11 protein-coding genes are annotated in these 11,766 nt (G+C 46.5%); 3 read left to right on the forward strand and 8 right to left on the reverse strand.

Annotation, left to right across the window (positions count from 1 at the left end; all coding sequences use genetic code 11):
* Window positions 1-21: 21 nt before the first annotated feature.
* The 6 genes from C7R92_RS15335 to C7R92_RS15360 form a co-directional block, all read right to left on the reverse strand.
* A complete protein-coding gene (locus tag C7R92_RS15335) occupies window positions 22-1,401 on the reverse strand; it encodes an MFS transporter (RefSeq protein ID WP_106834852.1) in 1,380 nt (459 codons plus the stop codon).
* Between the two features lie 74 nt (window positions 1,402-1,475).
* Complete coding sequence (locus tag C7R92_RS15340) at window positions 1,476-2,066, reverse strand: TetR/AcrR family transcriptional regulator (protein ID WP_244195754.1); 591 nt, start codon at window positions 2,064-2,066, stop codon at window positions 1,476-1,478.
* A 147-nt stretch (window positions 2,067-2,213) separates the two neighbouring features.
* Entirely contained in the window at window positions 2,214-3,242 is a 1,029-nt protein-coding gene (locus C7R92_RS15345; RefSeq protein WP_106834854.1) for an NADH:flavin oxidoreductase/NADH oxidase, read from the reverse strand.
* Window positions 3,243-3,821: 579 nt separating this feature from the next.
* Window positions 3,822-4,925, reverse strand: coding sequence for a citrate synthase/methylcitrate synthase (locus C7R92_RS15350; RefSeq protein ID WP_069852010.1), 1,104 nt, complete (start codon window positions 4,923-4,925; stop codon window positions 3,822-3,824).
* Between the two features lie 99 nt (window positions 4,926-5,024).
* On the reverse strand, window positions 5,025-6,113 hold the full coding sequence (locus C7R92_RS15355) for a DUF418 domain-containing protein (protein ID WP_244195755.1): 1,089 nt from the start codon (window positions 6,111-6,113) through the stop codon (window positions 5,025-5,027).
* Window positions 6,114-6,211: 98 nt separating this feature from the next.
* A complete protein-coding gene (locus C7R92_RS15360) occupies window positions 6,212-7,126 on the reverse strand; it encodes a LysR family transcriptional regulator (protein WP_106834856.1) in 915 nt (304 codons plus the stop codon).
* A gap of 210 nt (window positions 7,127-7,336) precedes the next feature.
* On the opposite strand from C7R92_RS15360, the gene C7R92_RS15365 reads away from it, so the two are divergent.
* The 3 genes from C7R92_RS15365 to C7R92_RS15375 all read left to right on the forward strand — a co-directional run bounded on the left by C7R92_RS15365 (window position 7,337) and on the right by C7R92_RS15375 (window position 10,596).
* On the forward strand, window positions 7,337-8,986 hold the full coding sequence (locus tag C7R92_RS15365) for a DUF6583 family protein (protein ID WP_328141022.1): 1,650 nt from the start codon (window positions 7,337-7,339) through the stop codon (window positions 8,984-8,986).
* A gap of 352 nt (window positions 8,987-9,338) precedes the next feature.
* Entirely contained in the window at window positions 9,339-10,031 is a 693-nt protein-coding gene (locus C7R92_RS15370; protein ID WP_106834857.1) for a hypothetical protein, read from the forward strand.
* A gap of 139 nt (window positions 10,032-10,170) precedes the next feature.
* Window positions 10,171-10,596, forward strand: coding sequence for a hypothetical protein (locus C7R92_RS15375; protein ID WP_106834858.1), 426 nt, complete (start codon window positions 10,171-10,173; stop codon window positions 10,594-10,596).
* A gap of 45 nt (window positions 10,597-10,641) precedes the next feature.
* Here C7R92_RS15375 and C7R92_RS15380 read toward each other — a convergent pair whose 3' ends face one another.
* A complete protein-coding gene (locus C7R92_RS15380) occupies window positions 10,642-11,076 on the reverse strand; it encodes a metal-dependent hydrolase (protein WP_017247226.1) in 435 nt (144 codons plus the stop codon).
* Between the two features lie 89 nt (window positions 11,077-11,165).
* Complete coding sequence (locus C7R92_RS15385; protein WP_106834859.1) at window positions 11,166-11,528, reverse strand: cupin domain-containing protein; 363 nt, start codon at window positions 11,526-11,528, stop codon at window positions 11,166-11,168.
* Between the last annotated feature and the right edge of the window lie 238 nt (window positions 11,529-11,766).

The raw sequence follows: 11,766 nt of genomic DNA on the forward strand, positions 1-11,766 counted from the left end.
TAAGCCTGAATGAACAAAAGGTCAGCTATCCGCTAGAAGGCTTTGTCTCTTGGCCCTACCGAACTGAAAGTAGTAGAAGACCATCAGACATACATGCATCAGGGCCATCATCAAATAAATATTGCTGTAAATGAAGCCGCTCGTATATGGATTCACCGGGTTCCAATTGGTTGTCGCGCCAAGATCGATAACCTTGCTGTATACCGCAGACGCGATCCCCATGGAGATGAAGCTCAGCATCGAAAAGATTCCCATGCCTACTCCCGCCTGCTCCTTCGTCAACGTCCTTGAGATCGCGTTCGCCATTGTGATTTGCATAAAAGACTGTCCCACATTGCCCAGGATCAAAAAGAGCGCAATGACTAAAACCGAGGCGCTTGTGAAAGTGGACAGCAAGCCAAAGCAGCTAATCAGTAAGCTAGAGGCAATGAAATATAGAAAAGCATTCCCACGCCGGTCTGCGAGCTTTCCCCCCACGCGTCCAAGCAATGCCGAAGCAATGGCCGCGGGAACCATCACAAAGCCGATCCAGCTCGTCGATAGCTGCTGCACCTGAGCCAAGAGCAGCGGACTGAGATAATAAAGCGATATCCCCATTCCATTTATGAGAAATGCCATGAGAATCCCCACTGTATACTGCTTGTTGGCAAAAACCTTCGGCTGAACAAACGGCTCTGCTATCGAACGAATTCGTACGACGAACAGGAGCAAAGCAACCAAGCTGCCCAAAGCAAACCACCACGATCCATTCGTTACTCCCAAGAGCAGTGACGTCACGCTGATCGCAAGTAAAGAGCCGCCTACCCAATCGAACTTCCCGCCAGACGCTGTTTCCTCATCCTCCAAATATTTGCGGTAAAGCGGCAGCGTAAGCAAGATCAGCAGTGGTATGGAAAATAACCAGCGCCAATGAGCAAAGCTGACGATTAACGCCGCGACCACAGGACCGAGTGCACCGCCAAGAGCCAATCCTACTGCCGTTCTACCTAAAACAGAACCCCTGCGCTCAGGCGGGAAGTATCGCAAAGGAATGAGCATCGCAGTAGCCGGAATGACAGCCGCCCCTACTGCCTGCAAGCATCTACCGAAAAGAGCCATCGCAAAGGAATCGGAGACCAAACCGAAAAACGAACCAGCCGTAAACACCAAGAGTCCAAACGTCAACAAATTCTTGAGCTTGTATCGATCTGCCAGCTTGCCATACGTCACGGTTCCGATCGCGTATAACAATCCATATGCGGTCGATAGCCAGCTCACCTGCGCGATGCTCAAACCAAACTCCTTGCTAATTTCGGGGAGTGCAATGTTAAACACCAAAGCACTCATGGAGGAAATGACTAAGGTAAACATCAAAATCCGGATTAATATGTCCCTGTTTTGCTGCGTTTTTGTCGCTTCCATGCCGCATCTTCTCCTTCACTTTGTTATTCGCATTTCGACCGTCAGTACTGACTGACATTTGGGTGGTAAAAAAACTAGGGAGTCAAACCCCTAGCGAAAACCTCTACACTCTCTTCGATAAATGCCTCCAGAGATACCCCTGAAAAATTGCTAGTGCCATCCAGATCGTTCAAAAACGCCCCGAAGTTCATGACCATAAAGGCAGTCGCCTGTGCCTCCGGATTCGTTTGGATCATCTTGCCCTTTTTCCCCATCTCTTTGAAGTAATCTGTAAACAGTACCATCAACTGTCTCGGGTGCTTTTGGGTCCGCTCGCGGAATCCGGGCAAATGGGCCTCATCCTTCATGCTAATCAAAATCATTTTTCGATTGCGGTTCATCATTTCGTGATACGTTCGGCTGATTAAAAGCAAATCCTCGCGCAAATCCCACGCAAGCCTCTCCGCGAAAAGCTTTGTCAGTCCTTCCGTGTAATGAAAACGGTCAAAGGCGCACTCAAGCAAATTCCGCTTGCTGCCGAAGTGACGAAACAACGTCTTCTCGCTCAATCCTGCCGCAGTGGCAATTTCTTGCGTGGTTACGCCGTTGTAGCCTCTTTCCGCGATGAGATCGATTGCGGCTATCATCAATTTTTCGCTGCTTGTAAGACTTTTGCTGCTGCTCATTGCGATCCTCATTCCCGGAAGTGATTGTCAGTACTGACTGGCATTTATAATAAACGGACTGTCAAAAAGTGTCAAGGACTCACCGTGAAAAAGGGCTCTCCTCCGACTCATGCAGTCGAAAGGAAAGCCCCTCGCTCTTTTACTCGATTAAAACGCTCTTGAATATTGCTTCGGTGGCTGCAATTCATCCGCCGACAGCTCATGAATCGCATGCAGTGCCCAATAAGGATCACGCAGCATACCACGACCGACTGCTACCAAATCCGTATCGCCATTGCCAATTGATGCTTCCGCCACTTTTGGATCATCGAGGTTGCCGACAGCAATGACTGGTACATCCAGTGCCTGCTTAATTGCGCGTGCCAATGGTACTTGATAACCAGGATGAACACCTGGACGACCTGCTGAACCAATTGGTCCTTCCCCGCCACTGGATAGATGGAAAATATCCACGCCTGCTTCCTTGTAACGACGGCACAGCTCTGTACTGTAATCCAGCCCATATCCATCATCCACGTACTCTACGGCAGAGACGCGCATGATCAGCGGCATGTCAGCTGGCATGACCTCTTTGATTGCCTGAATAATTTCCACGCCAAACAGCGCTTTATCCCGCCCGTACTCATCGTCTCGCTGATTTGTCAAAGGGGAGTGGAACTGGTGAATCAAGTATCCGTGCGCACCGTGAATTTCAATGGTGTCAAACCCGGCTTCCACCGCACGTCTGGCTGAGTCCTGGAACTTGACGACCATTTGCTTGACTTCTTCTGTCGTCAACGCCCGTGGCGTTTTGTAGCGTGCCCCTGGGAAAGCAATCGCAGACGCCGATACAGGCACTTCTGCGTCTTCCGCTTTGCGGCCCGCATGAGCAATCTGAATGCCAATTTTGGCCCCATACTTATGAACCTCGGAGACGATCCGCGCATATGCCGGAATCTGCTCGTCGGACCACAAGCCCAAATCGCCGTTGGAAATTCTGCCATCAGGCTCGACATCGGTCATTTCCACGATAATCAGGCCTGTTCCGCCTACTGCACGAGAAACATAATGAACAAAATGCCAGTCCGTTGGTGTTCCATCGTGTGCATCCACAGAGTATTGGCACATCGGCGGCATGACAATCCGATTTTTCAAGCTAAGTCCTTTAAACTGAAACGGGGTAGACAACAACGCCATTTGCTCCACTCCTTACTTTTTTTTATTATCATGCCAAAAGTAAGCATCATCTGCAATCCCAAGTTGCACTTTGTGAAGACGATATAATGCTTTGTCCGGCTGTTGTGGTGGGGAGGAAACAGGAGAAAACGCTCAGCTTCTTGTCCCTCCCGCTGTGGGATTCACTGCCCGGCTCCATGAAAAAAAGCGAAACCCGCGTCCAAAGTGGTCCATTCAGGAGGCGTCTCAGAGGTGGCCGCTAACAGCTTGTTTCTCTTTTTTTCATTGCGCCTCGGTCGGCGTCCCAAAGATCTTCGCTTATTTCTCCTGTTTCCTCTACGAGCTTTCCGTGTCAATCGATTTTTTAAATCTTAAAAGAGATGTAAGAACCTCATCAGTAACGCCAGAGAAGAATATTCCAGGCGTAGCGACTTGTGGAGTCCTACCGAGCGGAGAAGGGATTTGCGGGCAGTCTAATCTCCCAGCAGGACGGAGCCTGGAGCCTAGACTGGAAATATTCTTCTCCCCACCGCAGCCACATTTATAAACACGAAAAAAAGCTACCCGCATAACGGATAGCTTTCATGATTCACGTCTCGATTATTCTGGCATCGTGCCAATGTAATTGGATTGCGGGCGAATAATGCGGTTTTTGCCTGCCTGCTCCAGAATATGCGCACTCCAACCAACTACACGGCTCACGGCAAATGTTGGTGTAAACAAATTGTCGTCCAAGCCCACCGCACGCATCACAGCTGCGGCAAAAAATTCTACGTTTGTATTCAGCTTGCGGCCTGGTTTGTACTCTTCCAGCAGCTGCAAGCCTACTTTTTCTACGTGTGTCGCCAGATCGAACCACGGATCGTTGGACGACAGCTCGGATGCAACAACGCGCAGAGCCGTTGCACGCGGATCAACCGTTTTATAGACGCGGTGTCCGAAGCCCATCAAGCGTCCGCCACTCTCCAGCTTGTTGCGAAGCCACGGCTCTGCATTTTCCTTTGTGCCGATAGCCTCAATCATCTCCGTCACCTCAGATGGTGCTCCGCCGTGCAAAGGACCTTTCAAGGTTCCGATCGCTGCCGTAATGGAAGAAATCAGATCGGATTCGGTCGAGCTGACGACACGACCGGAGAATGTCGATGCATTCATGCCATGCTCCTGCGTCAAAATCAGGTACGCATCCAGTGCACGTACGTGTGCCGCTTTCGGCTTTTCCCCCTTGAGCATATACAGATAGTTCGCTGTATGATCCAGCTCCGGATTCGGTGCCAACGGCTCGCGGCCCTCCAGACAAGCGAAACGATACGCAACGATTGTCGGCATCTTGGCAGCCAGCGAAATCACTTCATCAATACTCGGCGGGAAGCCGTGCGAGGAACTGCCCAGCGCCGAAACACCTGTACGCAGTACACTCATCATATCTACATCTGCCGGGATCAGCTTCAGGATTCCCTTTACGTGCTCCGGCAGCTCACGGTTTGCTTTGAGCTTATCTTTTAAATTAGTCAACTCCTGCTCGCTAGGCAAATGTCCGAACCAGAGCAGGTGTGCCACTTCCTCAAATGTGTGGTGGATAGCCAAATCACGCGCCCAATGACCGCGGTACACCAGCAGTCCATTAATCCCATCCACCAAACTAAGGTCTGTTTCTGCTACGGCGATACCATCCAAGCCGATAGCCAAAGGATGTTGTTTTGTCATCATCACCACTCCATTTTCGTCTCTTTTCTCTTCAGTATAATCGATTCATAATCGCGAAGGGAAATAAAAGAAAACCGGGGTATTGATCACGTTTTACAATCAGTTAGCAATAGCTGGAATCGACTTCTTTTTACGTCCGTACGTCAGGAAGCGCCACAGCTTTTCCATCGGCCCTCGGTTAAAACGCTTCAGCCACAGCCAGCTTACGAGTAATTGAAACGCATAGATCGGCAGCGCAAGCAAAAGCCAAGAAGAGAGCGGCATTGCCGTAATACCAAACAAAGGAATCAGAATGGTCATGATGACGGTCTGACCCAAATAAGTCGTTAACCCCATTTGTCCCGTGTAGGCAAATGGCTGGAGAACCTTCCGTGCCGGCTCACGATCCAGCAACAGAAACAAGCTGGCTATGAAGCACAGCGCCATAGGTAGCGTACTCAGATCAACCAATATTTTATTCGCCTGTTCAAGCTTTAGACCAAAGCCGACACCGCTAGCCCAAACAATCCCTGCTGCGATCGGAAGACTGATTACAAGAGTAGTAGCAGCGATTCGTTTCAACAACGGCTTATGCTCGCGAATTTGAGCAATCAAACCGCGTTTTCCCGCATACAAACCAAACAGGAACATCACGAAAATCGGTATCATTGTCGACTGTAATGATGCGATAAACGGATAGACTTCTTGACCATTGAGCGTCTGTACGAGCGCCACACCTTGAGTGAGCATGTACACTCCTCCCAAACTGGCTGCCCATACTAGAATCGTAGAAGACTTTCTTCGATAAAAAGGCATCAGTAAAAAGCCGAGGAGTGCGTACACCGTCAAAATATCGCCAAACCACAAAATGACGTGAATCACACCAATGAAAAACATCGCGAACAACCGTCTGCTGAAGAGACGAAATACTTTTTGTCCACGCTGTTCAGCCCGTGACATAAAAATGTAAAAACCTAAGCCAAATAGAAACGAAAAGATCCCGAAAAATTTCGTCTGAATGAATAAATCATAGCTTAAGCGAATCCATGCATCGATCCCTGCCTCTATTGGCATACGAACGTCTTCCGAATACATGATAAAGCCTGGCAAGTTCACCAGCAAAATCCCGAACAATGCCAATCCCCTTACAATATCAATAGAATAAATCCGATCCTTCTGTGCGATTGGTTCAGCCTGCATATTCGTCATTCCCCCCCTGCTGTCATCTAGCAGGGTTCAGTATAGGTTACATATACTGGTCAAAACTATCGATTCACCTTACATCTACCTTACAGGCTTGTTATCTTTTATGTCCGTCCCCCCGACTGAACAAGTGGCATCGGTGGATACAAGGAATGCAAGATTTCCATAAAATGCTGGGCTGGCTCGCTAATCCCTGCTTTGGGTACCAGCAAATAAGAAGCGACCTTCGGTAAAACAAGGCCAGGTGTGGGCAATTCAATAAAACGGTTTTCAAACAAATCCCGATCGACAGCCGTCCGAGGCAAAAAGGAAACGCCCAAACCATCCTCGATGAATCGCTTTGTAATGTCTACCTGCGAAACAGCCATCGTACGCAAGGAAAGCCCCCTCTGACGCAAAAGCAACAGCAACTCATCCCAGTAGCCCGGGTGATTGTGGGTCAGCAGACGGTTCGCTTGCACCTCTTGCTCCCAATCAGGCAAGGGCGCCTCCATATCTCCGCCACTGTGAGGGACTGCAAAAACGACAGGATCTTCGTACAAAAGATAAGTAGACAACTGGAATTCTCCCGGCACCATCCGGGTTAAGCCCAGATCAGCTTGTCCATTCTGAACCAGCGGGCCAATTTCCACGGAGTCGACAATTTTAATCGAGAGATCTACATCGGGATAGAGCTTGGTGTAACGGTGCAACAAATGGGAAAAACGAGCACGGGCAATAATCGGTGAAACAGCCAGTTGCAGCTTTTCCCGATAGCCCTGTCTCCAAGCCTGCAAATCTTCCATACTGTTATGCCACTGTTGAAGGAGTCCTTTTGCATGTGGCAGGTAGCGTTTGCCCGCTGCTGTTAACCGAACGCGTTTGCCAACCCGTTCAAACAGCTTGATCCCCAATTCCTTTTCCAATTGTCGTATATGCTGGCTGACAGTAGGCTGCGCAATAAACAACGCTTCTGCTGTCTGGTGAAAATTTTCTGTCGTGGCCGCCACCATAAACGTTTGCAGCACGCGAAAATCCACGTGATCTCCCCCCTGCTGTCGCTTTTTCTTTGTTCTATATGCATACAAAAGAAGGAGGAACGCAACTATTTGGGTCTTTCTTCCTCTTTTTTGAAGAATTTTACTGGAAATCGTTCCCCTTCATCCTCCTTATGGTACAATACAAAATCGAGTGCGCAAAATCATTACGCACATCGTACTCACCAAAGAGAGAGCAAAAAGGGGAGAGAAATGATGGAAACTGCAACAAACGTGAACCCACCGCGCAAAAGCAAGAAAAAAGTATGGTTGATCGCGGGGGCAGCGGCTGTCGTTGTGTTGGGTGGATTAGGTACCGCCTATGCCAAGTACGATTTGTTTAAGAGCGCTAAAACGATTTACCTGCAAGCGGAAGCGGAGAGCATGATGAAGTTTTCAAGCGACGTATCCAAAGCTTACGGGGAATACCAAGACTACATGAAGCCATACCTGGAAAAACCAGTTCACTCCACTGCTGAGGTAAGTGAAATTGCCCTAGATGCAACGATCCCAGACCCGGAAGCAAAAAAAATTCTCGACATGCTGGGCAAAGCGAAGCTCGTGATGCAAAGCAACATCGATGAACAGAAAAATCAGCAATCTGGTAATCTGGAAGTTCACCTTCAAGATAAAAAGCTGGCTACTCTTGAGTACTTCATGAATGATTCCGTGATGGGCTTCAAGCTGCCAGAGTTTTACTCGAAATACGCTTATATGGACCTGAAAGATCGCGATGCTCTTAAGGAAAAGATGGGCGAAGAACTGCCAAAACGCATTGTAAGCTATAGCGATTTGTATGAAGCGATCAATTTTAATCAAGATGAACTCAAAACAGTAATGACTCCGTATGCCGTGCTGTATGCTGACAGCATCAAAGACAGCCAGGTAAGCATCAAGAAAGACGTTTCTTTCTCTGAAGAAGGACTCAAGGAAGATGCACGTGAGATCACGATTACTTTTAATGACGCAGAAGGCGCGGCTCTCGCGAAGCAAATCGCAGAGAAGGCAAAAGCTGACCAAAAGTTGTTTGACCTGATCTACAGTCGCTACCACAATGTGGCTACACTGATGCTCGACAGCGGCTACAAAGTAGAAGAAATCAGCAAAGAAGAATTCAAGAAAAATTACGAGCAAGCCTTTGATGACATCATCAAGGACACACAAGACACCGACACGAAATCAACCGATCAATTGAGAATGGTCGTACTCGTGGACGGCGACCATCAAATCTTGTCCCGCAAGCTCTTGTTCGATGACAAAGAGAAAAAAGATCAGCTGGTCTACAGCAGTGTTTCCTACGATAAAGGTGCAGAAACGTACTACCGTTACTCCCTGCACAACCTGTCTGATCTGCAAAGTGGCGAAATGTCCTTCACGTACAGAGCGACAGAAGAAAAAGACAAAACAAAGGGCAAGTTCAGCATCCTGGCGAAAGAAACCGACCAGCCAATTCTGGACTTCTCGACTACTTTCGAGACAACCAAGCAAGACAAGAAAAAAACCGGAAAGTATGACTTTGCACTCGTAGCAGCAGACGAATATTCCTCCAACCCTGTTGCTCTGACCGGTAATGTTACCGTGAACGAGACGAAGACGGACAATGGTGTAGATTCTGATGGCACGGTAAAAGTGAACTTCTCGAACCCTACCCCAGATATGCCAAAAGGCTTTAGCTTCAAGCTGAAGTCCAAAGCAGAATTCGGCAAAGCACTGGAAATTCCAGCTATGACTGCTGACAACTCCATCAACTTCGCTACTGTGACTGACCAACAAATGATGGAAGCACAACAAGAAGTCATGCAAAACGCAGAAAAATTCATGACTGAACACGCTGAACTCGTGCAACAGTTCATGATGCCTTAGTTGTTTCGTGATAAGAAGAATCTGCTCGTAATGGTCAAAGCTATATGATAGTCATTGAAAAAGTGGCAAGCTGACATCGGTCCCCAACTGATGTCAGCTTTTTTTAGTTTCCTAAGTATTCTAAATATGCGAACGATCGCCAACACGCTGACTATTTTGCAGAATAAACACACTCAATCGTTATTATCCCCCTAACTCCTTATTCTTTGAGTATTTACCCTAACAATGATCAACGCATTTATCTCGCGAATATTTACAATGATGTTATTTTTTTGATATTTTATATTAATAAAAATATCTCAGGAGGTAAAAAAAGAAAAAAATTAAAAAGGGATTTATTTGGTTTACAGTTATGTCCTTACTTTCCTTATCTAACTTAATTGTAACCAATGATGCCTATGCTTTAGCTAAAAATGGTTTGAGATCACAAGTTGCTTTAAACATTACGACAGCGAGTGTAAATACTCCTAATGATACAGATGTAGTACCTTTGGCGATGTCTTTACAAGAAAAGATAGAAACATATGACTTAGCTGCTATTGAAACATCAGGGATTATTTTTTCTGACACTCTAGAGTTTACTGATTGGGATGAGATAACTGGTGAAGAGTTTACTGTCTTTGTAACAGTGAATGCTAGTGGACAGATAACATATGTCAATGATAGTGCGCATTCTCCTCAACAAATAGATGCATTCAAAAAGAAAAAGAGAAAGAGACCTGCTTCGGTACCAACTAAAACGAATGGTGGATTTGACGCAAAAGACTTTATCACTGATCATGCTTACACTAAACATAAGTATGATCCGTCAATTAAATCTACGAGTTCAAAAACTCAGTACGGAAAAAACGTAAATGTAAAAAAATTACGTGAAGTAACCGAAGCTGATGATGTGAAAAAAGTTAGAAGTACGAAGTACAATGTTACATTTTATTATAAAAGTTTCAAGAATAATATAAGTACAAGCGATACTCCAACTGATCAACATGTCGTTATCATAAATAATTCGGTTCCTGATAGAAGCACACAATACCCAATGTTCTAGAAAAGCTCACTCTTTGAACCAAGTACCTCTTCTTCTAAAAGTCACTAGAGGAAATTAAAACAACCGAATCACTAAATATTCAATTTCCTCTGGAGTTAAGCGAATAGAAAATGCAACAAAATAAGGATGCGTGATACACATGCATAAAGCAGGGCAAAGTTATGTACACTCAAGATCCAGGGTTGGGATAAACCGTAACGTTTTAGAAGAAATAAAAGATGTCATTCGATATCTTGATACCGAACCTGACGAATACATGGAAGTCGATCAAATTACAAAAATCAGTCAAAAATCGTTATTGTTTTCACTAAATAGCTATGGTATCAACCAGAAATCGGAAGCGACTCTAACAAGTAGAGAAAGAGGGTCCTCTATGAAAAAAATAAAACAGACATATGCTTATTTGGAATGCCAAAATAAACAAGAGAGTGATATTGTCGATGTCCTTTATGAACATATGGAGTCCATTGAGAAAGAGCCTAATGAATACGTAGAGATAGGACAAATCGTCAAATTACGTACGAACACTTTTCTGCTAATTATAAATCACTATCATGCTGATTAATAGGGGGACCTCCTTAGGGAGGTCCTTTCTCCATGTCCATTCTTCTTACTGATAACCTCTGATCACGATATACACAATTGCTACATAAAACACGATTCGATCCACAGTCCGATACATCGATTTGGACACCCGAATACCGAGCCATCCCACTCGTAACGGCCACAATAACTGAATGCGGCCCACCAGCATATCGCTGATCAGATGGGACAATATCCCCCACAGAGCTGCCATAGCGGCCGGAGAATCACCAAATAGCAGAAATGGAAGGAACAATATTACCCATGAGTGTGTCACTGTTCGATGACCGAATCCTTTTTGCAGCATTTTGGATACAGGTCCCATCAAGTTTCCGAGCTTGCTATTTGCCTGATCGATATCAGGTACGAGTGCCATTGTCGCGCCAATGACGCTGCCCTTCCATGAAGGATAGGCGCAGTAGCCTGCGATGGCACCAAGTGCCATATGTGTTTTCCAATTCATTCGCCTTTCACACCGTCTTTCTAAGATAGTCTAATGAGCTTATGTACGGTTAGTGGAATGGCAAACCAATACCTTCATACATACGGATTCTACGTCTCCAACAAGGACATAAAGCTCTCCGGATCGAGTCCATCTCCTTCGATCACGATTGCCGTCATTCCGGTTTCACTGCCTGACTCGTGCCCTTCCCCTGTGATCCAAAATGCTGCTTGTCCACTTTGGATCGGGATGCGCGCTGTACCCTCACCGCGTACCCAGCCCTCTCCGCTCACCACTAGAAAAAGCTGAGGGCAAGTCGCCGGATGATAACCGACAATCCCGCCTGGCTCCAGATGGATACACCCGATCGAAACCGCTTCGGGCGTGCGCATAACACGAGAAATCGTCGCCTGGACGGAATTATAGCGGTCAATCGTTTTGCCTACTTGCTGATCAAATCGAAATCGTTTCATACTTTCGCCTCCGCTTTTTGACATGTAAGCCTTATCATAGCGCAACTAGAGGCGCTGTGACAGACTCATCTCCCACGATTACTGCCGAAACCATATATTTTGGTAGTCGACAAGAGCAAAATGGTAAGCAGAAATATCCCCAGTCGGATTCCTTCGTAATGTTTGCATTCGCATTTCATTTTGTTTTTTGAAAAATCGGGTGAATGCATCTGCGAGGTTTTGGAGGGAGGATTGAAGG

Origin of the sequence: Brevibacillus porteri, from assembly GCF_003013475.1 — a bacterium.
Taxonomy (GTDB): Bacteria; Bacillota; Bacilli; order Brevibacillales; family Brevibacillaceae; genus Brevibacillus; species Brevibacillus porteri.

Excerpts from the sequence above, each read along its gene's own strand:
- C7R92_RS15340 (WP_244195754.1), bottom strand. The coding sequence starts at position 2,066 with ATGAGCAGCAGCAAAAGTCTTACAAGCAGCGAAAAATTGATGATAGCC.
- C7R92_RS15365 (WP_328141022.1), top strand. The coding sequence starts at position 7,337 with ATGATGGAAACTGCAACAAACGTGAACCCACCGCGCAAAAGCAAGAAA.
- C7R92_RS15345 (WP_106834854.1), bottom strand. The coding sequence starts at position 3,242 with ATGGCGTTGTTGTCTACCCCGTTTCAGTTTAAAGGACTTAGCTTGAAA.
- C7R92_RS15385 (WP_106834859.1), bottom strand. The coding sequence starts at position 11,528 with ATGAAACGATTTCGATTTGATCAGCAAGTAGGCAAAACGATTGACCGC.
- C7R92_RS15380 (WP_017247226.1), bottom strand. The coding sequence starts at position 11,076 with ATGAATTGGAAAACACATATGGCACTTGGTGCCATCGCAGGCTACTGC.
- C7R92_RS15370 (WP_106834857.1), top strand. The coding sequence starts at position 9,339 with ATGTCCTTACTTTCCTTATCTAACTTAATTGTAACCAATGATGCCTAT.
- C7R92_RS15335 (WP_106834852.1), bottom strand. The coding sequence starts at position 1,401 with ATGGAAGCGACAAAAACGCAGCAAAACAGGGACATATTAATCCGGATT.
- C7R92_RS15355 (WP_244195755.1), bottom strand. The coding sequence starts at position 6,113 with ATGACGAATATGCAGGCTGAACCAATCGCACAGAAGGATCGGATTTAT.
- C7R92_RS15375 (WP_106834858.1), top strand. The coding sequence starts at position 10,171 with ATGCATAAAGCAGGGCAAAGTTATGTACACTCAAGATCCAGGGTTGGG.
- C7R92_RS15350 (WP_069852010.1), bottom strand. The coding sequence starts at position 4,925 with ATGACAAAACAACATCCTTTGGCTATCGGCTTGGATGGTATCGCCGTA.